The sequence below is a fragment of the Alkalihalobacillus sp. BA299 genome, assembly GCF_017745675.1.
GTDB lineage: Bacteria > Bacillota > Bacilli > Bacillales > Bacillaceae_F > Alkalihalobacterium.
Genome location: NZ_JAFLJM010000009.1, coordinates 115,547 through 142,058, shown reverse-complemented (window position 1 = coordinate 142,058; position 26,512 = coordinate 115,547). Strand labels below are relative to the sequence as shown.

At 35.7% G+C, this 26,512-nt stretch carries 21 protein-coding genes and 1 pseudogene; all 22 read right to left on the bottom strand.

The window, feature by feature from the left end; translation table 11 throughout:
- Window positions 1-610 precede the first annotated feature (610 nt).
- A complete protein-coding gene (locus J0N78_RS13585) occupies window positions 611-1,567 on the bottom strand; it encodes an aminopeptidase (protein WP_247747299.1) in 957 nt (318 codons plus the stop codon).
- Window positions 1,554-2,432 carry a DMT family transporter gene (locus J0N78_RS13580; protein ID WP_307794937.1) on the bottom strand — a complete coding sequence of 293 codons (879 nt, stop codon included), beginning with the start codon at window positions 2,430-2,432 and terminating at the stop codon, window positions 1,554-1,556. Before J0N78_RS13580 ends, J0N78_RS13585 begins: the two co-directional genes overlap by 14 nt.
- A gap of 63 nt (window positions 2,433-2,495) precedes the next feature.
- Window positions 2,496-3,152 carry an AroM family protein gene (locus J0N78_RS13575; RefSeq protein ID WP_209123648.1) on the bottom strand — a complete coding sequence of 219 codons (657 nt, stop codon included), beginning with the start codon at window positions 3,150-3,152 and terminating at the stop codon, window positions 2,496-2,498.
- A 2-nt stretch (window positions 3,153-3,154) separates the two neighbouring features.
- Window positions 3,155-4,093 carry a DUF1177 domain-containing protein gene (locus J0N78_RS13570; protein WP_209123647.1) on the bottom strand — a complete coding sequence of 313 codons (939 nt, stop codon included), beginning with the start codon at window positions 4,091-4,093 and terminating at the stop codon, window positions 3,155-3,157.
- 23 nt (window positions 4,094-4,116) lie between these two features.
- Entirely contained in the window at window positions 4,117-5,172 is a 1,056-nt protein-coding gene (locus tag J0N78_RS13565) for an S-methyl thiohydantoin desulfurase family protein (protein WP_209123646.1), read from the bottom strand.
- 80 nt (window positions 5,173-5,252) lie between these two features.
- Window positions 5,253-6,827: an OPT/YSL family transporter gene (locus J0N78_RS13560; RefSeq protein ID WP_209123645.1), complete on the bottom strand. Its 1,575-nt coding sequence runs from the start codon at window positions 6,825-6,827 to the stop codon at window positions 5,253-5,255.
- Window positions 6,828-6,844: 17 nt separating this feature from the next.
- Window positions 6,845-7,477 carry an aspartate/glutamate racemase family protein gene (locus tag J0N78_RS13555; protein WP_209123644.1) on the bottom strand — a complete coding sequence of 211 codons (633 nt, stop codon included), beginning with the start codon at window positions 7,475-7,477 and terminating at the stop codon, window positions 6,845-6,847.
- Between the two features lie 295 nt (window positions 7,478-7,772).
- Window positions 7,773-9,383, bottom strand: a complete 1,611-nt coding sequence (locus J0N78_RS13550) for a PucR family transcriptional regulator (RefSeq protein ID WP_209123643.1) — start codon at window positions 9,381-9,383, stop codon at window positions 7,773-7,775.
- A 72-nt stretch (window positions 9,384-9,455) separates the two neighbouring features.
- On the bottom strand, window positions 9,456-10,220 hold the full coding sequence (locus tag J0N78_RS13545; RefSeq protein ID WP_209123642.1) for an IclR family transcriptional regulator: 765 nt from the start codon (window positions 10,218-10,220) through the stop codon (window positions 9,456-9,458).
- Window positions 10,221-10,258: 38 nt separating this feature from the next.
- Complete coding sequence (locus J0N78_RS13540; protein WP_209123641.1) at window positions 10,259-11,515, bottom strand: M20 family metallopeptidase; 1,257 nt, start codon at window positions 11,513-11,515, stop codon at window positions 10,259-10,261.
- Entirely contained in the window at window positions 11,512-12,456 is a 945-nt protein-coding gene (locus J0N78_RS13535; protein ID WP_209123640.1) for a DUF1177 domain-containing protein, read from the bottom strand. Before J0N78_RS13535 ends, J0N78_RS13540 begins: the two co-directional genes overlap by 4 nt.
- 18 nt (window positions 12,457-12,474) lie before the next feature.
- Window positions 12,475-13,452: an ABC transporter ATP-binding protein gene (locus tag J0N78_RS13530; protein ID WP_209123639.1), complete on the bottom strand. Its 978-nt coding sequence runs from the start codon at window positions 13,450-13,452 to the stop codon at window positions 12,475-12,477.
- Window positions 13,449-14,453 carry an ABC transporter ATP-binding protein gene (locus J0N78_RS13525; RefSeq protein WP_209123638.1) on the bottom strand — a complete coding sequence of 335 codons (1,005 nt, stop codon included), beginning with the start codon at window positions 14,451-14,453 and terminating at the stop codon, window positions 13,449-13,451. The genes J0N78_RS13530 and J0N78_RS13525 overlap by 4 nt, the downstream gene beginning before the upstream one ends.
- A gap of 15 nt (window positions 14,454-14,468) precedes the next feature.
- A complete protein-coding gene (locus tag J0N78_RS13520; RefSeq protein WP_209123637.1) occupies window positions 14,469-15,359 on the bottom strand; it encodes an ABC transporter permease in 891 nt (296 codons plus the stop codon).
- Window positions 15,360-15,362: 3 nt separating this feature from the next.
- Entirely contained in the window at window positions 15,363-16,322 is a 960-nt protein-coding gene (locus J0N78_RS13515; protein ID WP_209123636.1) for an ABC transporter permease, read from the bottom strand.
- Between the two features lie 33 nt (window positions 16,323-16,355).
- Window positions 16,356-17,993 (bottom strand): ABC transporter substrate-binding protein, encoded by a 1,638-nt coding sequence (locus J0N78_RS13510; protein ID WP_209123635.1) that lies wholly within the window; start codon window positions 17,991-17,993, stop codon window positions 16,356-16,358.
- A 223-nt stretch (window positions 17,994-18,216) separates the two neighbouring features.
- The gene (locus tag J0N78_RS13505) at window positions 18,217-18,447 is read right to left on the bottom strand and encodes a biotin/lipoyl-containing protein (protein WP_209123634.1); all 231 of its coding nucleotides are present in this window, start codon (window positions 18,445-18,447) and stop codon (window positions 18,217-18,219) included.
- A 1-nt stretch (window position 18,448) separates the two neighbouring features.
- Window positions 18,449-20,560: a sigma 54-interacting transcriptional regulator gene (locus J0N78_RS13500; RefSeq protein ID WP_209123633.1), complete on the bottom strand. Its 2,112-nt coding sequence runs from the start codon at window positions 20,558-20,560 to the stop codon at window positions 18,449-18,451.
- A gap of 89 nt (window positions 20,561-20,649) precedes the next feature.
- Window positions 20,650-22,023 (bottom strand): putrescine aminotransferase, encoded by a 1,374-nt coding sequence (locus J0N78_RS13495; RefSeq protein WP_209123632.1) that lies wholly within the window; start codon window positions 22,021-22,023, stop codon window positions 20,650-20,652.
- 438 nt (window positions 22,024-22,461) lie between these two features.
- Window positions 22,462-23,845, bottom strand: a pseudogene (gene nhaC / locus J0N78_RS13490) (Na+/H+ antiporter NhaC).
- A gap of 344 nt (window positions 23,846-24,189) precedes the next feature.
- Window positions 24,190-25,065, bottom strand: coding sequence for a carbon-nitrogen hydrolase (locus tag J0N78_RS13485; RefSeq protein WP_209123631.1), 876 nt, complete (start codon window positions 25,063-25,065; stop codon window positions 24,190-24,192).
- Window positions 25,066-25,090: 25 nt separating this feature from the next.
- The gene (gene aguA, locus J0N78_RS13480) at window positions 25,091-26,188 is read right to left on the bottom strand and encodes an agmatine deiminase (protein ID WP_209123630.1); all 1,098 of its coding nucleotides are present in this window, start codon (window positions 26,186-26,188) and stop codon (window positions 25,091-25,093) included.
- Between the last annotated feature and the right edge of the window lie 324 nt (window positions 26,189-26,512).

The window sequence follows — 26,512 nt, the reverse complement described above, 5'->3', positions numbered from 1 at the left end:
AGATTGGACCAGCAACACCTATTGCTGGTCCCTCCTAATTCTAAGTAATTTTGTACTAGAAAAAATACTTCTCATTTCCAAATCTTCACAACAACCTTAAAGGTCAATATTAAAATTAACGGCTGATCATGATACCTTTTTCCTTTTGAAATTGGATAGCACCTCAATTCCAGTATCAATCTCTTCTTTTGTCACAGATAGCGACGGAGTCATTTTTTACTTCGTAATTCTATTCAAAAATCTTCCGCCCCTCTGCCATTTTTCTTTTGATACGTCTAATCTTTATAGTTCTGTTACGAGAGGTGTTAAAGAATGGAAAGAAATATAATTGATAATGACAAAATTACTGTACGCCAATTTACAATGTTCGCGATCATCTGTATCGTGTAAAGGATATTTAGTGAACGGAACCTTAATTTGGGTCTGTCATTAAGAAAGCTGTGTTGCTTTGGGCTAACTCTATCACACCTTAATTAAAGTCACGTTCACTTCTTTATTACTTTAATGTACATAAATATGCCAATTCAATCTTCACTTTTCTAAGTAATCGTTAAATCCCAAACTACAGATCAGGTATATGATAATAGATTAAACTCTGAACTTCTTAAAATTAGACGGTACCATTTTCCACTACTTTTTCGCTACTTATCCAAACTGAAGGTTTTTTAGTAACACAATCTAAATGAACACCTGCGTCTATCGTTCCGCCAAAGGTAAGATTAGAGCCAAATGCAATATGAATGGTTCCGTATGCTTTCTCATCTTCTAATATATTTCCTGTTACACGTGCTGCGTTATTCGTTCCAATTCCAAATTCTGCAATGCACCTTCCATCACCTTCACCAAGTAACTCTAAAAGCTTTTCACCTTCCGAACCACTTGCAGAAACTAGTCGACCATTCTCTACCTTTAGTAAGACTGGTGTAGACACTTTTCCAATTCCAGCTATGGAACCATCAATTAAAATTTCACCAAAGGAATTTTCAAGTTGAGGAGCAATATAACTTTCACCAGATGGAAGATTCCCAGATGCACCATTATTCTTAAATACACCTGTGCTATTAATTCCCTCTCTGTTTTTAATATTAATGGTAAGTAAATACTCATTATCTTGCCCAGTTTGTATCCTTATTTTGTCAGAGGCAGTTAGCTTTTCTGTAAATAAATTTGTAAGTTTTTCAACTTTTTCATAATCAGCCTTCATAGCTCCTTCTGTGAACATATCCATCGTTATCCCTGGCATTGTAATCACTTTTGTTCCTGTTTGGCTAGCTTCTTTCTTAGCTTTTGTATGCGTTAATGAATGTTGACAAATGCAAAAACAAATATCAGCCGTTTTCATCATTGCTGCTATCGTAGCAGGTGGTTCCTCTCCAGAGCGGGATCGCGTTTGCATCAATACGAAATCAGTCTTAAAACTAAGTTTACATAGACTATCAAATACAAGCCGTCCAATTTCCTCTTTTTCAAAATCCGTTAAAACTACAACATATTCATCTCCAAAAGCACACACATTTTGTTTCATCATATTTTTTACGATTGGTAAAAACGTATTAAGCTGACTCAAATTTGTCCTTCTCCCTTCTCTTTTGATAATTCATTAAGGTAATGCTAATTAAAATAAATAATAATCCAATAATCATACTACCGGTTACGCTCTCATCTAAGAAAAAGTAACCCAACATTATAGTAACTATAGGCATAATATATGTTATAAAAAGGGCATAAACTGGGCCACCATACGAAACTAAATAATAGAATACAACATAGCCAAGCCCAGAGCTTAACATACCTAAAATAAGATATACAGAAAAATTGGTTGGTTCATATAAATACGAATAACCATCCGGCTGAACAAAAACCATAATTATCCCACAAACTATCGTTGCAGTAAACAACGTCGTAAATGCTAAAATATATGGTGACGTACTTTTTTGATATTTACTTGAGAGTATACTTGTGAATGAATAACTAAAAGTTGCAACTAGGAGGATTAACACACCTAAAATTTCAGAAGATGGAATGCTTTTATTTTGAACGATAAAAATAATAACCACTCCAACAAAACCTAAAAATAAACTTAGCCAGTCAAACGATCTTGGGCGATGTTTTAAGACGATAATACTCAATAACATACCAAAAATGGGTGTAAGTGAGTTTATTATCCCTGTTAAAGTAGTTTCTAAGTATTGCACACTCATTGTCATTAATGTCCATGGTACTGTTGCACCTAATAAACTAATAATTATTAATGAAGGTGATAGTTTTATCTTAGAAAAAGCCTTTTGTTTTATAAGAAATGGGAGTAAGAACAAAACACCAAACAAGCATCTAAAAAAAACGATCGAAATAGGATGAAAGTCTACCAATAATATTTTTGTCCAAAAAAATGTTGAGCCCCATAAAGTACTCAACATTAGTAAGGCAAATATATATATAATAACTCACCTCTTTTCTGCTTACATAGGAGTAGAAAGAACGGAAAGCCGTTCTTTCTATGCTAATTCTGCGGCAACTCTAGCCACAACACTTCTTGATAAAATCGTTGGGAGGCCAGTCACAGATTTTACCATTTGCTTATGAGCTTCTTTATAACCCATACAATCAAGGACTATGATCGAAGCACCTTTATCCTTTAATTCTCTTGCTGGTCCTTCAAAGTCAGATTCTTCATATGGGGATACAGCTTCGACAACTACAGGAATTTTATCCCATTTTTCTAACATTTGCTTTTTTTGTTCTTCTAAAGGAACAATTACTCCTATCGTTCCATTTCCTAATACGGCTTCGACAACATGCTTTAATACTTGATCAGGAAATAATAATGGTTTCGTATGTGTAAGGGTCGGAAAACTACCAGTACATACAACAATTGAACTTGATGCCCCTTCTTCTACCTTATTTATCTTTTGTTGTAAATAAGGTAGTAATTTTGGTTTTGATAGCTTTACACTTTTTCCATTTCTTAATCTTGAAATATACACAGTCTCATCTTTATTAGGCGCTAACTGTTCAATCTCTATATCCGACAAATCATCCAAAGCACCCGCTTCTACAAATTCAATCATTGGTCCTAATAACTCTTGCATTTCAGGTGTCATGTCGATACGAGGCGATTGACCAATCGTAATTAGACCAATTTTTTCATCCATATTTAAACGTCCTTCCCGAGTGTTTGCAGCACACTCATAGAACCATACAAGTTTACAAGTTGATTAAATTCCTTTTCATCATAAAAAGAAATCGTACCAGCTGTAAATTCTTTCGCGATTTCAATAGCAAATCGGACAGATTGAGCGATATCCAATTCATGACTAGCACCAGTACCACACCCAGGAACTGCAGATTCTGCTGTAATTGCTAACCCTACTACAGGAACATCTGTTGCAACTGATGGTTGAAGAATTGAGTTAATATGATAAACACCGTTACCATAAGGGGTAATATCCTGTGTTGTTACAGTAAAAGTTGCTGGTAGCTGACCAGATGACATTTCTAAAATACGTAATAAATCTTCACTGAATTTTAAGACATACCCTTCTTTAACAGTAGGTGAAAGTGCAACACCTTTATGGTTTATTATGCGATTACCTTTTGTTGTATCAATAGATAAAATAGCTTCCATTTCTGGCAGCACCTCATATTTATTCATTGTCAAAATATCTACTGGTGATCCCATAAAATCTACTGGTTCATGAGGTTGAGTCGGTGCATTTGGACAAATATGTGTTGTTACATAGACATCGCCTTTTAGTCGGTCACCTTTTTTTGACATCTCTGCAAGTTTTGCAGCTGTGGCAACAGCTGCAACGGCGCCATCAGCATCAGACACTAATCCAATTCTGGAAGGACGTGCCCCAATGCCTCCTAGTCGTCCAACAATACCAAATGTTTTAGCTGAACCACCTGATGATTTTCCATTCGTACCTTTAATTAAAATTTTAATAAAATCAGTGGAGCCAGCTTTCCCTTCAACTGTTTCACATGATGCTTCTACATACTCATACTCTTGAAAAAATTCAACGATCTTCTTCCCATTTATTGATGGGTCATCTAGTATTTCGATAAATTGCATTGTATATTGAAGTGACATTTTTCTTCTTCCTTTCTCTAAATCTAATTAAAAACTATTTGTTTATTTATAATAGACTCTACTGTTTTAAGTAGTACTTTGTTGGACATCGTCGAGCTTAGTAAAAGGCGCTCCTTTGGTACAGACATAACAGCAATATTACGACCATTTTCCATTTCAGCACTTACAATAGGTAATCCTGTCTCTGTGTCAAAGGTCATAAGTAAATCCGGAAATGTTCCTTTTCGGTCTCCATTTTCTTCTGCTGTCATATACTCATTCCAAAATGTTAGTTCTAAATCATCCACATACAACTTCCCGACATCAAATCCACCCTTTGTTGAAATTGAATAATCGCGAGTTTTTCCTACTTTGATTACACGACCTTGAAGTTTTGTAGCAACAGCCTCAATTTTATGAAGTGGATCTTTTTCATTTAGAAATACTTCTCCTAAAGCAATTGCTTGATTAATTCCTCCAACAGCAGCATTTTCCTTGATATAGCCTATTTGAACAGGATTTCTCGCTACACCAACCAGACCTCCTGCTTCAACAGACATTTGTCGAATGATATTAGAAGTATATTGAATAGTACCACTTACAAATCCTGAAATTTCATAACTATCTCTCCCACCTGCTGCTGCTTGATACGAGAGATAGCCATCCATTTCAGATAAGTTCATTGACCCCATTGAAGCTGTAGGGTGCGCCCGTCCATTGCACGGTGCGTCGATGACTGGTAATCCTGTTAGTGCCGCTTGTATCCATCCGTTTACTGTTGTAGCAGCTCCATTTTCATTTGTCATTAACGCCTTTACAGGACTATGAAAATTTTTTTGAAGTAATTCTACAGTTGAATATAGCTGTTTTGCATTTATATATTGACTTTTAGCAGCAGGTGCCCCTACAAGGGACACACACGCTACATAATCAGCATCTTCTAATTGATCAACAGTGATCAGGTTTATTTCTCCAATTTCTAAGGCTAATTTCCCTTTTTGCAACCCATCATGAATCCAGCCACCACCGCCGCCGCCTAATATAGCGCCACCGTATACGGCTTGCTCCATTAATTCAAGGGTCATCGTTCTCTTCTCCATCATTCCACTCCCTTTAATTGAATACATCTGCGTTTTATTGATTCACCTATCGATTAGCACCATTTTAATGACACAAATGACTATCTCGCTTTCCAAATCGAAGTAAAGAAGCTGAATATAGCATCACCTGCAATAAAGCCTGCTGCTGTCGTATACATTGTCGCTTCTGCTTGTGGCCCACGTACTTTAAGGATGATTAAACGTAATAAAATCCCTGAAAGAACCGCCCAACCAGCGATTGGGAACGTAATAAGTAGACCTGTTGCAAACAAAACTCCCATTTGTCGCTTAGGGCCTCCAATAAATTGAATAATTGCACCTGGAATTGCCCATAAAAGTAAGTACATCCCTGCACTTCCAGTAATACCTGCCTCAATCGTTGCTGCGTATACTCGGTCAACTGGCGGAACCAAGTTTTGTAAAAAGAATACGTTGTGAAAGAAAGCAACCATAATAATCGCAACACCGAAACCGATCAGTGCAGATTTCAATTGCATTTTCCGGCCATAAAGCTCCATTTTTATATCTGTTGTATTACGAATCAATGTTCCACTTTTAAAGTCATAACCTAAATCAGCAAAGGCTGGTCCAGTTGCTGCTGTATACCCTACTAAGAAAGCTAATGCAATTGGTGGAAAACCAAATAGCATACCAACAATTAATGAAATTAAGGTTACTGCAAAGGCTGGGAACCATCCTGAGTGCATCGCTGCAACTCCTACAATGATTTGTGTTACAAGTGCTGCAAGTGCTGCAAATAATAAGAATAATAGTAACTTACCAAGTGATAATTCGGAAACCAGTCCACCGATTAATGCAACTATTAGTGCACCACCGATAAAAGCAACATAACCATACCCAAAAGCTTTTGTTACATCTTTCTCTGTTCGGGTATTGACCCAATTATCTTCAGCCGTTGCTGCAACTTGATCTTCTAAACGCGCTTTACGATCTTTTGTGATAGTTAAAATAAATTGAATAAGAGTTACTAGACCTGCACCAATCATCATCCCATGTGGAATATAATACTCATCTAAATTGACATTAAAAACAGGTAGAGAATACCCTTTTATAAGTAATCCAATCCCAAACATGGTTAACGCCCAAATGTTACCTATAAAGGCTACACCGAAGGCTGACATAGGAATACCAGCCCATGCACCTGCAATTCCTCCAGCAATTCCAATTCCAAGATATTTCGCTTTTTTCCCACCTTGATCTCCAGCTTTTAACGCTTCTGCAGTAGCAACTCCTGGCGGCCAAGCTTCATTTGATCCGAATAATTTAGAATCAAAAACTTTATAAAGAATTAGTGCATCAATAATTAAAGCAATACCTGCACCGATAAGCATCGGGATAATAAGATCTGGTCTTCCTAATACAAAAGGTAAACCAATAGGAATTAGTAAACTATTAGCTGCACCGAATGTCGCAGAAGAGATCGTTGTTTGCAGGAGATTTTGATTTTCTAGTGACTTATATCGATAAAAAATTTGCATTGGAATACGTGCGATAAGCATGGCGATGAGTGCACCAATAATAGATGTATTAGGAGTAATCCCTAACGTTACGATGATTTGCATTCCGATAATAGCTCCAAGGATGGCAACTAAAATTGAAAAAATAACAAGAGAAAAATCAAACTTCTGGTGCATATTGTATCTCCTCCTTTTTATGTTGTTAGTGAATATGCAATGGCTTGAGCTTGTACTAAATCGATAATAGGAACATTAACGATTTTAACTAACTCACGTTTTAAACCGATTGTAGAAAAACCTGTACACGCAAATAAAATACTCGTTGCCCCTTTGTTGACAAGCTCTTGACATGCAGAAATTGCACGGCTCATTGCATCTTCAGCTAACAAGTCTACAGTAGATGACACACCTTCTGGCCTCGTATAATCTAGGAGATTATGACCTAGTATCTTTGCAATATTTGGTGGTATTTCTGGAGTTATACCAAGTACACCAACTTTGTGACTGACCATCAGTGCTGTGTGAGCCCCTACTTCTCCAGCCCCGTACACTGGAACATCTACGAGATTCCGGCTCGTTTCCACCGCAGGATCTGCTGCACAACTGATCGTGACCGCAGATACACCATCTTGCTCGACCATACTTTTAACTAAAGCTTCAATTTTGGGCATCGCTAGCCGTAATGTCTCATCATTGTGTATTCCATTCCATTGCTCTGGAATACACCGAGAAACCGTATCAATATTAAACTCCTCTTTCATCATTCGCGAATGTTCTTGCAAAACAGCTTCATCTTCCGTAGTTAATACACGTATAATCCCTAACATCGCTGCCTTATCCCCCCTTCCTTTTGTTTTATTATAAATTTTCTGAATTAACGATGTAATCCGCATAATGTGCAATGATTTTTGAAAAAATTTGTTCATTTTGATATTTTTAGCCTTGTCATGCTGAATTATAAAACCATTCATGAGCACCGCTCATAACCAAAATGAAAAAAGATAATATGATTAGCCAACTTAAAATTCAACGAAGCCGCAGCGAGCGGAAGCTCTTTTTGAATTTCCTTCATGCTCTCTAGTTCCGTCTTCTTTTCTACAAAAAAATAGCCGCATTAAGCGGCTATGCTGAATTTAGCTTTCTTATTTTTAGTAAGAGATAAAGTAAGAAACGTGTATCACTATCGTCCAAGTTAATATTTAAGATCGATTCAATCTTATTTAAACGATATTTCAATGTCCGACGATGAATGTATATTCTTTCTGATGTCTTTGAATGGTTCCCATTTTCCTCTAAAAATATATCAAGAGTTTGGATGAGTTCCTCATTCTCATTATCATTAAATTTTAATTCCCCAAGGGTTACATCAAAAAAGTGCAGAACATCTTTATCGTTCTTTAGCTTTAACAAAATTTTATTAAGTCCCATTTGTTCATAAATGATTATTTTATCGTTAATGCATATATCTTCTCTCATTCGTAAAGCTAGCTTTGCTTCATCCTTCGCCTTATCAATATCAGTCAATTGCTCATGTAACAGGCTTATGCCGCAATAAATATCACATTCTAATTCACGGTCGAGTTGGGTTACGACATTGTGAATTTTTTCAATCATCATGGGACGGCTTTGACGGTCATTACACACGTATAAGCCATAAAGATACTTACCTGAACGAAAGAGAAGTGAACTTGGAAGCTTACGATCTATAACTTTATATATTTTTTTATATAATAAATGAGTAATCTTTTCATTGCTTATAATTTCTGGAATTGACTGTTCTAAACTAAAAAAGTCGAGAGCATATAATCCATATAAGTGATTACTTTCTAAATTGAGCCAATTACTAATAGAAGAATAATCGAGCACTTTCTTTTTACGAATTAAATCCTTGATCCATTGACTTTCTTGGAAAAAGCGTTTTTCAATTTCATATCGATCTTTTAAAAACAATAATTTCGTCTGCTTTTTAATACTGACCCTACTACTTTCAAGAATGCCTACTAATGCCTTAGAATTTTTTAATATAATATTTAAATATCCTATACGTTCTCCTGCCTCATCTACTGGGATGATCATCCGATCATTTTCTATCATATAATCGTTAATGCTCATATATTTCTTGTACTCCACAGATGAAATAGTTGATTGGGGAAAACTCAAAAAGGAAAAATTTTTTCGTCTTTTATCTTTTTCTGTTTTTGAAAATGATATTAAACGGAAATCGCGGCTTTCGAAATATACGTTTTCTTTAGTAATAGAAGATAATTCTACAAGAAAATCGTTTAAACTTTTTACTTCTGTATTTACGAGCTTATTCATTAGTTGTAATTGTTCGATCTGGTTTGTTTTTTTCTCCTCATAGATTTTTTCAAATAATACGGTTAATACATTAACAAAAGAAACGTCTAGTGGGAGAGTAATAATAGGCATATCATGTTTGTTTGCTAAATCGTACATTTCTTGTGGAAGTTCCTTTACATATCTCCCTACTTTAATAATAAGGCCAGCTCCATTTACTTTTATTAATGCTTTAAACATTTCTATTTGTGCTTTTGGTAAATCCTTTATCGAGTAAAAAGTAGAAATAATCAAAATTCCTTCCGTTAACCACTCATTTATATCTGGTACTTCCATTACTTCAGCTGCTTTAATTTGTCGATTTACACCTTTTTTTCCTGCTAATACTTTGCCTTGTTGTAAAACTCCAAGCTTTAATGCAGCTGATACGTCCATTTTAATCACCACTTTTTTGAATTTTATAAAACAAATTCTATTGAAATAATAACGAGTACTGGATTATGATTATTAATACTTGTTTAATGCGAATTGGTATTTTTCCATTAATTTCATAATCTCTGCACTAGCTTCTTTAATATGAATGAGAATATATTGAATAGCCTCTTCCGTAATACGATAAGTAGGTCCTGAAACTGTAAGCGAAGCTTTCACTTCATCTTTATAAAATAATGGTACAGCAATAGCTATAACATCTTTGGTAAACTCTCCTTCACTTCTTGCCCAGCCTTGTTCTTTAATTAATTCTAGTTCAGCTCGTAACTGTTCTCGGTCTACAATCGTCGATGATGTGTATGCCTTTAAGCCCCCTGAGATTATCTTATTAATTTCTTCATCTGGCATGAATGCTAAAATCGAACGGTAGGAAGCTCCCACATACAAGGGAGCCCTGCTACCTATCGTTACCGAAAACTTGACTTTATCCTGAGGCTCAACCACATCTAATGTTAGAGCTTCATTTCCATCTAAAACGGTTAAGAAAACAGATTCCCCTGTTTTCTCCATTAAATCTTCTAGAATAGGCTTAATGAATTCTGAAATACCATGATTATCATGTACTAGTAACCCTAATTCCCACAATTTAATACCTAATGAATATTTTTTCGTTACAGGATCTTTTGATAGAAAGCGATTTTCTTCAAAAGTAGCAAGGATACGATACACATTTGTTGCGTTTAGGTCTAGTTCTTTTGCTAGTTCACGAGCCCCCCACGTAGGTCTATCTTTCGTGAAAGCCATAAGTACTTTTAATGATTGGTCTAACGTTTTTAGCATTTTGGTATCTCCTTACTTACAAATAATAATACGATCTATCACTTATTGTATAAAAAATCAATTGCAGCGGCTACATATACTTTGGCACAACGAATAATATCTTCAACAGGAACTTTTTCATTAAAGTTATGGATACTAGGTAAATAGGCAGGTCCATATTGCAGAACTGGAATGTCATACTTTCTAAAATGTCTAGCATCACTACTAGCCCATTGCATGACACCATACGCATCTTGTCCAGTTACGAATTTAATATTATTCACAATCGCTTCGCATACCGGATCTTCAGGTGCAGTGTAATTGGCATTGCTCCTGAAACCAAACTCTTCTATTTCATATGTGATTCCTAATTTAGACAATTCATCATGAATAAAAGACAATACTTCTTCTTTCGTTATCCCAAAAGGTAATCTGCAATCAATCTCTACTGCACAGGTATCAGGTACCATATTTGATTTCGTACCACCTTTTATCGTTCCAACATTTATTGAAACCTTTTCTAGTATATGCATATATTGTGATCTTTCATTTTCACTCATGTATTTTTTCGAAATTTCTATGATTGGTTTAACCTCTTCAGGAATCGTTATTTCCATATGCCAAACTTTAGCTATTTTTTCAATTGCCTTTATCGTATCTGTTATTGCATTCTTTCCGGCTATTGGTCCCAAACTTCCATGTGCCTGTTCCCCATAAACCGTCAACTTAAACCATAACGACCCTTTTTGACCTAGAGTAGGATTTAAAGGAGAAGAAGGTTCTGCAATTAAACAACCATCCCCCTTTACTAACCCTCTTTCCAACAACCATGGAACACCTAATTCTCCTCCAGTTTCTTCATCAGGAACGATTGCCAAACAAAGTTCTCCAGGAAGTGAAATATCTAGTCTTTTCAATACCGTAGTTGCAAAAATAATTCCTGCGAGGCCAGCTTTCATATCACTTGCTCCTCGCCCAAGCATCCAACCATCCTTTATTTCACCAGAAAACGGATTGAAGTCCCAACGATTTAAATCACCAGCAGGAACGACGTCAGTATGTCCGCAATAAATTAACATCTTCCCATCTGAATTTCCAACCTTCGCAATCAAATTCCACATATCTTGTCCAGCCTCGTACCAATCTGTATCAATTTCATATTGTTTTAAATAATCGGCAATATAATGGCTAATTGGAGTAGAATTACCAACAGGGTTTTCACTCGGAAATTGAATTAATTTAGAGCATAGATGAAGTAATTCTTCTTTATTTTTTTCAACAGCTAAAATGGCTTGGTATTTTAAATCTGCAATCATGAACTCACCTTCTGACCTAATGTTTGCAAATGACTCATATCACCATATAAACTTTTCATTTTTTCAAACTCTACTTCATTGTAAAAAGAACACTTCTTACGACCATACACCTTTGCTACTTCTATTGCAAAACGGACGGTACTTTCTACATCAATCAAGTGTGTTGCACCTGTTCCACAACCTGCTACAGCCGCTTCAGTAGTAATAGCTACACCAACTACAGGCTTATCCGTTGCTACCGCTGGTTGCAAGATACTATTAATATGGTAAAGTCCATTTCCATAAGGTGTGATATCTTGTGTTGTAATTGGTAAAGTTACAGGATTTTTACCGGTTGTTTGTTGCACTAAATCTAGCAAATCATTACTAACACGTAAAATATAACCCTCTTTGACCGTAGGAGTAATCGCAAAGCCATTATGATTTACAACCTTGTTCCCCTTCGTTGTATCAATTGAAATAATGGCATCCATATCTTTTACAACTTCATACTTATTCATCGTTAAAATATCAACGGGTGAATCCATAAAAGGGACTGGGTCATGTGGTTGCGTAGGGGCAACTGGGCAAATATGTGTTGTAACAATAACATCCCCTTCAAGCGTATCACCTTTTCTTTGCATACTAGATAGTTTAGCTGCAATCGATATAGCAGCTAATGCACCATCTCCATCAGAGACAAATCCAATTTGTTCAGGACGTGCGCCAATTCCTCCTAAACGACCGACAATTCCTATTGTTGGTGCATCTCCTCCAAATAATTTCCCGTTTCTTCCTGGTATCATAATTTTAATAAAGTCGGTACTACCTTTTTCTCCAGTAACGGTTTTAACATCAACAGTATTAAATCCATTATCTTCGAAATATTTTGCTACTGTATTTCCATTAACATTAATATCATCAAGAATTTCATAAAGTTCTGTTACATATTTAAAAGACATATAAACTCCTCCATTGTATTAAATTTCTCCTGTTAAATGACATGCTACTTTATGTTCTCCCTGATATCGCTCTAGTTCAGGGGCTATTGAACGACACTTTTCCACAGCAAATGGACACCTTTGATGAAAGTGGCAACCAGATGGCGGATCAATAGGACTAGGAATATCTCCCTCTAACAAAAAACGTTCTTTCTTCTCGAACGGACTCTTTAAGGGTGCTGCTGATAACAATGCTTTTGTATATGGATGCTGAGGACGGTCGTAAATATCCGTATACGTTCCAGCCTCAACTACTTTACCTAAATACATCACTAAAATTCGGTCACTGATGAATTGCACAACATCTAGATCATGTGCAATAAACATGTAAGTCAAATTAAAATCCTTTTGTAATTCTTTTAATAGATTTAATATTTGTGCTTGTATAGAAACATCTAATGCCGAAACGGGCTCATCACAAATCACAAGATCTGGATTAAGCACTAAAGAACGGGCAATATTAATACGCTGCCTTTGCCCACCACTAAATTCATGAGGGTACCGATCACCATGATAAGAGTTTAATCCGACTACTTCTAATAGTTCATGAACTCTCTTTAATTGTTCTTTCCTTGTCCCTATCTTATGAATGATCATCGGCTCCATAATAAGCTTTTCAACTTTTTTCCTAGGATCTAGAGAAGCGTATGGATTTTGAAAGATCATTTGAATATTCTTGCGTGCTGATCGTATCTCTTTTTCAGATATTGTTGTTAGATCTTTCCCATTAAAAAGAACAGATCCTGAGGTTGGGGTGATAAGTTGATTAACAAGTCTAGCCATCGTTGATTTCCCACAACCAGACTCTCCTACAACTCCCACAGTATCACCTTTATTAATTTTGAAGCTAACATCATCAACAGCTTTTAAATATTTATTGGACTTTGAAAAAAAACCTCCATCATTTACAGGGAAATATTTTTTAATGTTTTTCACTTCTAGCAAAGTTTCACTCATTGATATCCCCCATCCCTTACCAATCTTTGATCATTTTTTTGAAAGTGACATGCAACAGAATGATCTTTTTCTACTTCTATTAAGCTAGGTTTCTTCTCGAAGCAGACCTCTTTAGCATATTTGCACCTTGTAGCAAATGCACAACCTTTAATTTCATTCCGTAAGTCTGGCGGACTACCTGGTACTGGTGTCAACATATCCTCATCCGGCTTAACACGTGAATCTAGTAGTCCCCAAGTATATGGATGGAGCGGTTTTTCGTATAAATTTTCTGTTGACGTAGCTTCAACTGCGTTACCTGCATACATTACAATGACTTTATCGCAATTCTCCCAAACCACTCCTAGATCGTGAGTAATTAAAATAATAGCCGTCTCTAATTTTTCTTGTAGATCTTTCATTAAGTTGAGTATTTGGGCCTGTACCGTAACATCAAGAGCTGTTGTTGGTTCATCAGCTATAAGTAATTTAGGTTGGCATGCTAATGCAATAGCTATCATTGCACGTTGTCTCATCCCACCAGAAAACTCATGGGGGTATTGTTTAATACGTTTCTCAGGTTCCGGAATACCAACAAGCCTGAGCATTTCAATAGCACGTTGCATTCCTTCTTTTTTTGATACGTTTTGGTGAAGACAAATCACTTCAACAAGTTGATTTCCAATCGTAAAAACTGGATTTAAAGACGTCATCGGATCTTGAAATATCATTGAGATTTCATTTCCACGAATTTTTCGCATTTGTTTTGCTGGTAATGAGACAAGATTTTTGCCTTCAAATGTTATAGATCCTTTTTCAATTTTACTCGTGCGTGGAGGTAATAACCCTAGAATAGATGTTGCTGTCACACTTTTCCCAGATCCAGATTCACCAACAATACCTATCGTCTCTGAACGTTTTAAGTTAAAACTAATACCATTTACAGCTTTAACTGTATTTGATGATGAATAAAATGCTACTTCTAAGTCCTCTACTTTTAATAACGTTGATTGATCTACCATCATTCCACCTCCTATTTAAACCTTCATTTTCGGATCTAGTGAATCTCGTAATCCGTCACCAAAAATATTAAACCCTACTACTGTTAGTAGAATTGCTAGACCAGAAAATGTAGCCATATGGGGTGAAAGAACAAGGAAATCCTTTCCATCTTTCAAGATATTTCCCCAAGTAGGTGTTGGTGGTTGTACACCTAATCCTAAAAAACTGAGAGCGGCTTCAGACAAAATCGCACCCGCAATACTCATCGTCCCATATACAATAATCGGAGCGAGACAGTTTGGTAGAATATTCGTAAAAATAATTCTCCCGTTTGTCGATCCAATCGATCGTGCCACTTCAACAAACTCTTCTTCTTTTACACTTAACACCTGTCCACGTACTAGACGAGCAAACCCTGGTACACAAGCTATACCGATCGCAATAATAACATTCATCAATCCATTTCCAAGTGCCGTCATTAAGGTAATTGCTAATAATATAAATGGAAAAGCAAACAAACCATCCATCAATCTCATAATGATGTTATCTAGCCGCCCACCATAATAACCTGAAATTAAGCCAAGAAACGTTCCGATAACAGCTCCAAAACCTACTGAGAGTATACCTACTATAATTGAAATCCTTGTACCAAAAACAATTCTGCTAAATAGATCCCGACCGTAATTATCAGTTCCAAGGATATGACCATTTGTCCCAAGGTCTACTAGAGCATTCCCTGTATCCATAGCTTCAGGAGGATGGGTTGCAATTAGCGGAGCAAAAATAGCTGTAATAACCATGATAATAATTATGAACAGTCCAACTACAGCTAATTTATTTTTTATCAATTTTTTTAAAAATAAATTTCCGGTTGTTTTTGGTTGCTTGATGGCTTCTATTTTAGTAGAAACTGGTGCATCTTCCATATTCTATCTCCCTTTTTTCGTTGTATAATTCACACGTGGATTTACTACCTTATATAAAATATCAACGATAAGATTAACTAAAACAAAGATAAGTGCAACAAACAAAACAGCACCTTGAACGATCATAAAATCACGCTTATCAATAGCATCAATTATTAATCGACCCATACCAGGCCAACTAAAGATAGTTTCGGTTAGAACGGAACCACCTAACAATAAAGAGATCTGCATCCCCATTACTGTTAAAATTGGCGTTAGTGCATTTTTGAGTGCATGCTTCGCAATAATAAAAAATTCATTTAATCCTTTCGCTCTCGCTGTCTTTATATAATCTTGTGAGATAACCTCTAACATACTCGATCGCGTAATTCTTGCAAATGTAGCCATAGGAATGGTCGAAAGAGTTATACTTGGTAAAATCAAATGTATAAATACATTTCCAAACCCCTGATCCATAGATCCAATTCCAGTTGCGGGAAACCAGCCGAGGTTTACACTAAATTGAAGCACAAGCATTATACCTAACCAAAATACAGGCATCGAAACACCCACAAGCGCTCCCAACATTACAATATAATCTAATATAGAGTTTTGTTTAGTTGCAGCGATCATACCTGCAGGAATACCAATTAAAAGAGCAATCATTAATGCGGTTACTGAAAGTAATACCGTATTAGGAAATCGATCTAAGATAAGTATAAGAACTGACTCCTTATAGTAAATCGATTGTCCAAAATCACCTTTTAATAGGTTAATAATATAATCGATGTATTGCATAAAAATTGGCTGATCTAAACCTAACTTAATCCTCATTTCAGCAATATCTTCAACTGTAGCTTGGGGACCCAGCATAACAGCAGCTGGGTCACCAGGGATAATCCGGTTGATAACAAAAACAATCGTAGCAACAATAAGTAAAGTAGGAATAATATTTATTAATCTTTTAATTGTAAATTTCAGCAAGACGTATCGCCTCCATTCTTCTCATAGAGGAACCTATTTTTTTATTGAAACATTTGTATTAGGATTAACGATGACATATGAACTATCAGGTCTAACATCAAAACCTTCGACATTTTTACTAATCCCCGCAGAAATTTCAATAAGACTTAGTTCTACACGCGGATATTCCTTAACAATTAATTCAAGCGCCTCTACATATAAGGCTGCACGTTCTTCTTGCTCTGCTGTTTCTGATGTAGCTTTCTTAATTAATTCATCCACTTTTTCATTATCAAACCCGTATCCATTACCAAGAGCTCCAATTTGATCACTATGGAACATTTGATATAGGAAGAAGTCTGGATCTGGATACCAGCTCCAGCCCATTAAGTACATCGGAGCATTTCCTTTTGAAGCAACATCTGTTAAAACACCCATTTCTACTACGTTTATATTCACAGTAATATTTAAATTTTCTTTAAGTTGACTTTGAAAAATCGTAGCATGTGGTACACGTCTTTCAATGACGTATAAATCGATTTCAAATCCATCTGGGTAGCCAGCTTCTGCAAGTAATTCCTTTGCTCTTTCTGGATCAAAATCAGGGACAAGACTTTCTAATGATGGATCGTAACCCCATGAACTTTTCGGTAGTGGAAGATAAGATCTCACGGCTCCCCCATATTGGAAAACTCCCTGCACAAGGTTATCGACATTTGTTGCTAAATTAATTGCTTCACGTACACGAATATCCTTTGTTGGACCTTCCTTCATATTTAAAGCGACATATTCGATGGATAAGCCAGGAGTAGTTAAAAGTTCAAAATTATCATCTTGTTCTAATATCGCTCGATTTTGCCCCTGAACATCAGTTGCAATATCGATATCACCTGAGCGAAGCGCATTCACCATCATATTTTGATCTGTAATACCTTTCCAAATAAGGGAATCTAAGTGTGGTCTTTGTGACCAATAGTTTTCATGTCTTGATAACTTAATTTGGTCATCAATTCTCCATTCATCCAATTGAAATGGGCCTGTCCCTACTAAGTTCATACCAAATTGGTCGCCCCAACCTTCTACTTCTTCCTTTGGAACAATAACATTACCAGCATCTGTTAATACAGCTAGTAATGCTGAGTTCTTTTCGTTAAGGTGCAGATTTACAGTAAATTCATCTACAACATCAACACGGTCTACCATACGAAGCCGGTTCATGGCCGATTGTTTCGCCGAACGCTCTAAGCTATATTTGACATCTTCAGCTGTCATTTGTCTTCCATTTTGATATTCACCAGGCTGAAAATAAACGTCATCCCGCAACTTGAATGTATAAGTTAACATGTCCTCAGATACTTCCCATTCTGTCGCTAAAGCAGGTTCAATTTCAGATAAGTCATTACTATAAATCACTAATGTATCAGCAATACTTCTAATTACTTGACCTTCATATGCGGTAGTATAGTTCACTGGATCTAAAGTCATTGGATTGGCTGAAAGACCCACTGTTAATTCTCCACCCTCGTTTACACCAGTTTCTTCTGTAGTATTACTTTCCGATGTTTCCTGTGTCGCTTCCCCTTCATTTTTGTTTTCTGTTTGTGAAGTCTCCCCGCTGCTACATGCAGCTGCAACAACAAAAAGAAACGTCACCAAAAAAATCAGACCAAAATGTTTTCCTAACGCTTTCATTTCTTCCCCTCTTTTCTTATTTATTTATTGTTTCATATATAGAAACACAACTTCTATATATGAAACTTTATGTTGCCATTATAACAAGCCTTTTTTATAATGTAAATATTCTAAAAAATTAATTTGCGTAGTATTTTCTGACATAAACATTTCCTTGTATAAAAGGAAATGTTTAACTTTAAATATCAATATAAAAAAACAACCTCATTTAACTGAGATTGTTTTAATGTGCTTCCTTTATAATAGCTATAACCATTCCTGAAATAACCTTTTCTCCAATCACTACATCTATTAATTCAACTTTCCCATCAATAGGAGATAAGATGTCCATACTTACATCGTTGACATAAAGACTAATTAAAACCTCACCAGCTTCTATATCATCTCCTGGATTATAATAGATCCTTTTTATTTTCCCATTAAAAGGACTTATAACCTCTGTGCTATACCCCATTTTACTCCCCTCTTTCTTTCTTCTTTATCAATTCGCTATATTTTCTACTAATGGTCGATTGACTGACACCTAATGCTTTTGCGGCTTCCGTTGTCGTTTGATACTCCTCCATAGCCAGAATAATTAAACGTTCTTCTACATTATTAATGGCTTGTTTTAAAGGGATAATCTTATTTATTTCTTTATTCCCTGTACTTTTCTTTCCTTTTTTTATAATCGGAAGGATTTGTTCTGAATCAATGAGTTCATTATCATTAGTTACTGATAATCGTTCAATAATATTTTGAAGTTCTCTGACATTGCCTGGCCAAGAATAGGATTCTAATAAGTCTAAGGCATCCTGGGATAATTGATTATTTCTATTATATTTATGATTAAAGTTTTGCAGGAAATGAAGGCAAAGCAGCGGAATATCTTCAGGTCGCTCTCTTAGAGAAGGGATATGAATTGGAATAACATTCAAACGGTAAAATAGATCCTCTCTAAATTCTTTTCTTTCGACCATTTCCTCTAAATCTTTATTTGTCGCTGTTATAATTTGAACATCTACATCAATCGGTTGTGTACCACCAATTGGCATAAATTCTCTTTCTTGTAATACACGTAATAACTTTACTTGTAAATTAAGTGGGAGCTCTCCTATTTCATCTAAAAATAAAATCCCTTTATTCGCTAATTTAAAATAACCAGGTTTTCCATTGGCATTTGCACCTGTAAAAGCACCTTTTTCATAGCCAAAAAGTTCACTTTCAAGCAGATTTTCTGGAATCGCACCACAATTTACTTTTATAAAAGGTTTATTGCTTCGTGGACCAAGTTCATGAATTGCTCTAGAAAAGACCTCTTTTCCAACGCCTGATTCGCCCGTTAATAACACCGTTGAAGAAACGTTAGAAATCTTTTTTATATATTTCATGACATTTTCAATTTTATCACTACGGTATATGATCTTTTTATTGATATTTAAATTAGACCAATCTTTAAAATGCTCTAACTCTTTTTTATACTTTTCTGATTCTTTTTTTGCTGTTCGTAACTCTTCTTTTAATAAAACCGTTTCTGTAATATCTCTTAAAGCAATGACGATACGTTCTAGTTCTCCATTTTGATTAAATACCGGATTACCAACAGTTAACACATTTTTTCCTGAACGACTTTCTTGAGTGACCGTTACTTTCCGTTTCTTTTCAATGACTTTTCTTACAATCGATGAAAAGAAAGTCCCTTCGTGTTCTAATTCCATTAAATTAATTCCAATTAGTTGCTCCTTATCCGTTTCCCAAAAATCATTAATTAATCTACCACTATATCGAAGCAATGTCCCTTTCTTACTAAGGACAATAATTTCATCATAAGTAGATGAAAGAATGGCTTGTAAGTCAACATTTAAGTTTTTTACATATTCTAATTCCATCGCCATCTTTTCGATATACGGTAAGTCTTGTAAAACAACAATCGATCCAGTAACAATCCCTTTCTTATTCCTTATCGGTCCTAAATCGGCTAATACACTATATTCATCTTTAATGATGATATAATTTAAAATCGTTTCTCCATGCTCAATCACTTTTAAGTAAGACTCTTGATCTAAAAGCTCTCCTACTTGCTTTTCTCTTAATTCTTCAGATGACATTTTCAACATACGAAGTACTTCGTCACTAAAATTTTCTATTCTTCCATAGGTATCGGTAATAATAATTCCCATAGGGATGGAATTTAAGAGGGAGCGGATCCAATCGGTTCCTGAAGATTTACTTGTTAAAAGGTAATATAAAACATCTTCTCTTTGTAAATATCCTTCAATTCTGTTAGTTTCACCTACGATTACAACGACATCTTCACCAAACACTTTAAAAAAGTCTAATACATCTGCATTTTTAGACACTTTAATAATATTCGTTTGAATAGGCAATTCGCTAACATGAAGGTTTTCAATGTTACCTTTTCTTAGCAAAGGCATAATATCTTTACTATGAATATATCCAATAATCCCCTCATTTTCTAATGGGTCAGTAATAAAGATAAATGGGTCCGTATACTTTGACATCATCTCCCAGATATCCGAAATCGACGAATTGATTGATATTGTATTTGCAGTTCGAACATCTATCATTGTAAATCGACCATCCTTTTTTTCTTCATTATATCTTATAGAAAAGGAAAGTTAAGTAAAAAGGAAGGCAATAAAGCCTTCCATTCAAATTATACTTTCAGTGTTTCTAAAGTTGTTTTGAATGTTGCAATCACTTGATCGACTTCATCATAGCTTATTGTTAAAGGTGGTTCAATTCTAAACGTTTTCGAATTAATGAGTGTACCCGCTACAAGTACGCCGCGGTCAAATAATCCTTTTGACACTTCGTAGCCGATTTCGTCTGAATGAAATTCAACACCAATGAGTAAGCCTTTCCCGCGAATTTCTAAGACTTTGTCTTGATGCTGAGCTGCAACTTCTCTTAACCCATTGATAAAGTATTCTCCCACTTCTTGCGCTCTTTGCGGTAAATTTTCTTCAATTAATACATTAATCGTAGCAATTGCTGCGGCACAAGCTAATGGATTTCCTCCAAATGTAGTAGTATGCATAAATGGGTTAGGGAACCAGCTCTTAAATACTTTCTCAGAAGCCACGCACGCTCCAGCTGGCATAATTCCTCCACCAAATGCCTTAGCAAGACATAAAATATCAGGGACAACATTATAAACTTCAGCACAGAACATTTTACCTGTTCGACCCATACCCGTTTGGACTTCATCAAAAATCAGTAAAGCACCGAACTCATCACATAATGCACGAACTTGTTTTAAATACCCTTCTGGAGGTACCATAACTCCACCTTCACCTTGGATTGGCTCAATAATAACAGCGCCTACATCTTCGCCTACTAATGCACAAGATTCCATCGTCTTACGCATCATGTCAATATCACCAAATGGGACATGTCTAAACCCAGGTATTAATGGTAAAAACGGTTTACGGAATACTCCTTTCGCCGTTGCTGATAAGGAACCTAAGCTTTTGCCATGAAAGGCCCTTGTCGTTGCAATAAATGTATTTCGTTCATTATACATTTTTGCTAGTTTCAATGCAGCCTCAACACTTTCAGTCCCACTGTTGACAAAAAAGGAATATTTTAAATCACCAGGTGTAATTTCCGCTAGAATTTTCGCTAACATCGCGCGTAATGGATCGAGTAAATCTTGACTGTGTAGTGCTTGTCTTTTTAATTGATCCGTAACCGCTTTGACTACTTTAGGATTTCGATGTCCTACATTATAAATCCCAAACCCACCAAGACAATCGATGTATTCTTTACCATGAACATCTTTAAAGCAAGAACCTGAATCTGACCATTCTACGGATGCAAATTGAGTGTCCTTCGTTACCGATTTTCGATATTCCAAAAATCCTGGGTTAACATGCTCCCTAAAGTTATCTACTGTTTCTTTCGTAATCCATTCGGCTTCTTCTTTGGATACGTGTTCCTTTTCGATTAATGATAATACTTTTTTAATATATGAATTAATCGCTCCATATTCTTTTTCCAATGTTTGTGTAGTTGTACTCGTTTCCATCTTTTTATCCTCCAATTAAATATTTTTGATAGAATGAATTTCTAATATTCTTTACAGACCTAGTTCCTCTACGTTCTCCAATGTCATATACCTCCCCCTTTTCACCGCTCAACTTAATAATTGCAATTTTTATGCCAACTTCACTTATTTACTGTTTATCGAAGTTCTCATGCTCTAATTTGCCAGTTGTAACGCTTTTGAAAACAGGTACATGCTTATGTTTTGTCCTTTCCAACAAACCCGATTTATGCAAAAACGCATAACGTTATTCACAAATGGGTAAAACCATTTTTAAAAATATTCAGATAAAAATACCCGCAATAATAAACATAATGGATGCGATAAAAGCAGAAGCCAATTCATAGGGTAATTGTGTGATAAAATGTTGCATATTTCGATTACCACCTTGTTTCAAAGATAAAAGTTTCGAAACAAAACTTAATAGAAGCATATTTTATACTCTAAATATCGATTATGACGCTTCATTTTCCGCTTTTTCTGTTGGTAGGTATTCAATTTTTATACCTGTATAACCATAAAGAATAGCTACTAATGGACTTAACAGGACGAGAAAAGCATAAGGCGCATAATCAAAAGCATGTACACCTAAAGTAGCATACATAAATGCCCCACATGTATTCCATGGTATGAGTGGTGAAGTCATCGTTCCAGCATCTTCAACGGTCCGTGATAAGTTTTTCGGGTGCAGTCCTCTTTTTTGAAATTCAAGAGCATACATCCTCCCTGGCAGTACAATTGATAAGTATTGATCACAAGCAATGACATTGGCAGAGAAACATGTGGCTACTGTAGCAGTAATAAGACTGCCTGTACTTTTAGCAAACCTTAGTAACTGATCGACGATCGTTTCTAGTATCCTTGCTTTTTCTAATATTCCACCAAATGACATCGCTAATAAAATTAACGCAACGGTACTCATCATCGATTCGATTCCACCTTGATTCAGTAAATCGTCAACGATTGGCACATTCGTAACCGTTTTAAAACCGTAATGTAATGCAGATATCGTGTCACCTACGGATTGGCCTTGAATAAAGATTGCACAAAGCGCTCCAAGTATTGAACCGATCGTTAAACCGGGTATCGCTGGTATTTTGTACACGAGCATTACGATAATAAGTAAAGGAGGAATTAATAGAAAGGGGCTAATTAAAAACTCTCCTTTTAATGTCTGTTGAATTAATAAAACATCATCCGTACTAGAACCTTGCCCGGAAAACTTCAACCCTAAAATCGTGTAAAGGATCAAGGAAATAATTAAAGCAGGTACAGTGGTATAGAGCATGTGTTTAATATGATCGAATAACTCTACCCCAACTATTCCTGGAGCTAGATTGGTTGTTTCGGATAACGGTGATATTTTGTCTCCAAAATATACTCCAGATATGATCGCACCTGCCACCATTGGCAGCGGAATACCTAAACCAAAACCAATTCCTAACACCGCAACCCCAATGGTACCAGCAGCCGTCCACGCATTACCCGCAGCGATCGCAACCACACAACATATTAAACAAGCTGCCACTAAAAAATAACCTGGTGATAATATATCTAACCCATAATAAATCATTGTAGGTACGATCCCACCAGCAATCCAAGAACCAATAATCGTTCCAATGATCATTAAAATTAGAATGGCCTGCATCGAGAGTCTAATTGTATCTAACATACTCTTTTCAATTTCTTTCCACTTGTACCCTAGCTTTAGTGCAACAATACAAGCAACAGCTGCACTTAGTAGTAAAGGAATATGCGCATCTACATCATATACAACGATTGAAACTGCAAGTGCGCAAATCATAAAAACAATTGGAATCAAAGCTACGAAAATCGTTGGTTTTCTACCTTTTGTCAGTGTAATCCCCTCCAAAAATCTTTTTAAATAACTACACTCTATTACTTGCAATTCCTATGCCAACTATTGAACATTCAACAAAGCTTATATTTCATATATTTTCTATGATTTAACCTATAGATTTCTTTTTTAATCTGCAATTTTGAATAGATCATTCAATAGTGCATAATTAATGATTTTTTCTTATGTTCATATTTTATAAATGTGAACCTGTAAAAGCGATATATAATAGATTTATTATAAAAAAAGAGGTCTTAAATAATAACTTTAAGACCTAATAAAACAACATATTATTCTATTATAATTCTTTTTAATAAATCTTGATAGCTATCCGGACGACGGTCACGGTGGAATTGTAAGATGTTTCTTGCTCGTTTTATTTCAGATAGATCAATCTCTGTTATTATAATTTCATTTTCTTTCGTTTCTGCTTCTTTTATAATTGTACCCCATGGGTTGCTAATAAAGCTTCGACCATAAAATTCCATATAGCCCTCATCACTATCTTCACGTCCGACACGATTGACCGCGGCAATAAACATATTATTGTGAATGCCATGTGCCTTGATTGCATCCATCCATGTTTGCGATGTGTCCAAATCTGCATAATCTGGTTCTGAACCGATAGCGGAAGGATAAAATACAATGTCTGCTCCTTTTAAAGCAAGAATACGAGATGGCTCTGGGAACCACTCATCCCAGCAAATGAGTACTCCAATAGTTCCATACTTCGTTTTAAACACAGGATATCCACCATCTCCTTCTGTAAAATAATATTTCTCGATATATTGAGGACCTTCTGGTATATGATGTTTTCGATATTTTCCTAGATTAGCACCATCTGTATCATAAACGACGACTGTATTAAAATAGACACCATCCATGGCATATTCGTATAATGAAACGATAATCACAACACCTAGTTCTTTTGCTAAAGATTGCATCGTATTAGTTGTAGGTCCTGGAATTGGTTCTGCCCATTCATATTTATTGACATTAATCGTTTGCGGGAAATACGTTCCAGTAAACAATTCTTGCGTACAAATAATTTGCGCCCCCTGTTCTGCAGCTTTACGTATCATATCGACTGCGACTTTCATATTTTCAGAGCGGTCCTCAACACATTTGTGTTGAATTAATGCGACATTTACTTTTCCTTTTGACATGATCAATTACTTCCTTTCTATTTAATTATTTTTTAGGTTGCTGTTGTGTAATACAGTGAATATTTCCACCGCCGAGGGCTATTTCTCTTGTGTTTACTTGAACGACTTTACGCTCTGGAAATAATTCTTGAATTTTTATAAGTGCCCTTTCGTCTTCAGGATCACCGAATGCCGGAACGATGACTCCTCCATTACAGATATAACAATTGACGTAAGTCGAGGCTAGTTCAATTCCACCACCTCTCTTAAAACTACTTCTAGAACGGTCAATTACATTCGCATCTTCTTCTGAAATCTTTACCTGTTTAGGTATTTGAATTTTGTGAATTTCAAACGTTCTTCCATTAGCATCTACTTCATTTTTTAATTGATTGTAAGCTTCACTAAGAATAGGGGATTGTGTATGGCTTGTATCTTCCGTCCAACTCATCGCTAGTACCCCTGGCTTAACAAAGAAAACGACTTCATCGACATGACCATCAGTTTCATCATTTAACATCCCTTGTTTTAACCAAATGACTTTTTTGACGTTTAAATAGTTTTTTAATTGCTCTTCTACTTCCTCTTTCGTCATGTTAGGATTACGGTTGGCATTTAACAAGCATTGCTCGGTCGTAATGAGTGTTCCTTCCCCATCAACCGTTATCGCTCCACCTTCTAGAATGATATGTTGCGCGTCATATCGATCGATTCTTTCAATTTCTAGTACTTTCTGTTTAACAAAAGCATCTTGATCCCAAGGAAAGTAAAGACCACCTTGTAAACCTCCCCAGGCATTAAATCCCCAGTCAATTCCTCGTACTTCCCCTTGGTCATTTTTTATAAAAGTAGGTCCGATATCTCTCATCCAAGCATCGTTAGAAGATACCTCCACTACTCTAATTGAACTCGGTAATATTTCACGGGCATGCTCATACTGAGAACAAGGAACACAAACGGTAACGGGCTCAAACTGTGATATGGCAATAGCCACTTTTTCAAAAGCATCTTGGGCTGGTTTTGCCCCTAGTCTCCACGTATCTGTTCGTGTTGGCCAAAGCATCCAAGTCCCTTCATGTTCTTCAAATTCACCTGGCATGCGAAAATCATCGTTTATTGGTTTACTATATAATGTCTTTGCCATTCTTCTGCACCTCTCATTGAAAATTAAATATTTTTAATGTAGAGATGCATCGATTAAATTCATCGATAATAAGACAGGTATAAAGAAGTACTTTCTTTGTAACATGTTAACCTCCTACTCATTTATTACAACTTTCATATTTACTATTGCAAAATTCATGCCAATTCCAAATTATCTATAAACTTTGAAAGTGTTGATAACTGATGAGTAGAGCCTCATTCACAGAAGCATAATTTATGCAAAAATGAATAACGATTTATTCAATGTCATTTCTATCCTTTAAAATTTTAATTGTCGTAAAATTTAAAGCCATATAGACTCTTT

Excerpts from the sequence above, each read along its gene's own strand:
- J0N78_RS13575 (WP_209123648.1), bottom strand. The coding sequence starts at position 3,152 with ATGGATGAAAAAATTGGTCTAATTACGATTGGTCAATCGCCTCGTATC.
- J0N78_RS13570 (WP_209123647.1), bottom strand. The coding sequence starts at position 4,093 with ATGTCACTTCAATATACAATGCAATTTATCGAAATACTAGATGACCCA.
- J0N78_RS13565 (WP_209123646.1), bottom strand. The coding sequence starts at position 5,172 with ATGGAGAAGAGAACGATGACCCTTGAATTAATGGAGCAAGCCGTATAC.
- J0N78_RS13560 (WP_209123645.1), bottom strand. The coding sequence starts at position 6,827 with ATGCACCAGAAGTTTGATTTTTCTCTTGTTATTTTTTCAATTTTAGTT.
- J0N78_RS13555 (WP_209123644.1), bottom strand. The coding sequence starts at position 7,477 with ATGTTAGGGATTATACGTGTATTAACTACGGAAGATGAAGCTGTTTTG.
- J0N78_RS13550 (WP_209123643.1), bottom strand. The coding sequence starts at position 9,383 with ATGGACGTATCAGCTGCATTAAAGCTTGGAGTTTTACAACAAGGCAAA.
- J0N78_RS13545 (WP_209123642.1), bottom strand. The coding sequence starts at position 10,220 with ATGCTAAAAACGTTAGACCAATCATTAAAAGTACTTATGGCTTTCACG.
- J0N78_RS13540 (WP_209123641.1), bottom strand. The coding sequence starts at position 11,515 with ATGATTGCAGATTTAAAATACCAAGCCATTTTAGCTGTTGAAAAAAAT.
- J0N78_RS13535 (WP_209123640.1), bottom strand. The coding sequence starts at position 12,456 with ATGTCTTTTAAATATGTAACAGAACTTTATGAAATTCTTGATGATATT.
- J0N78_RS13530 (WP_209123639.1), bottom strand. The coding sequence starts at position 13,452 with ATGAGTGAAACTTTGCTAGAAGTGAAAAACATTAAAAAATATTTCCCT.
- J0N78_RS13525 (WP_209123638.1), bottom strand. The coding sequence starts at position 14,453 with ATGGTAGATCAATCAACGTTATTAAAAGTAGAGGACTTAGAAGTAGCA.
- J0N78_RS13520 (WP_209123637.1), bottom strand. The coding sequence starts at position 15,359 with ATGGAAGATGCACCAGTTTCTACTAAAATAGAAGCCATCAAGCAACCA.
- J0N78_RS13510 (WP_209123635.1), bottom strand. The coding sequence starts at position 17,993 with ATGAAAGCGTTAGGAAAACATTTTGGTCTGATTTTTTTGGTGACGTTT.
- J0N78_RS13505 (WP_209123634.1), bottom strand. The coding sequence starts at position 18,447 with ATGGGGTATAGCACAGAGGTTATAAGTCCTTTTAATGGGAAAATAAAA.
- J0N78_RS13500 (WP_209123633.1), bottom strand. The coding sequence starts at position 20,560 with ATGATAGATGTTCGAACTGCAAATACAATATCAATCAATTCGTCGATT.
- J0N78_RS13495 (WP_209123632.1), bottom strand. The coding sequence starts at position 22,023 with ATGGAAACGAGTACAACTACACAAACATTGGAAAAAGAATATGGAGCG.
- J0N78_RS13485 (WP_209123631.1), bottom strand. The coding sequence starts at position 25,065 with ATGTCAAAAGGAAAAGTAAATGTCGCATTAATTCAACACAAATGTGTT.
- aguA (WP_209123630.1), bottom strand. The coding sequence starts at position 26,188 with ATGGCAAAGACATTATATAGTAAACCAATAAACGATGATTTTCGCATG.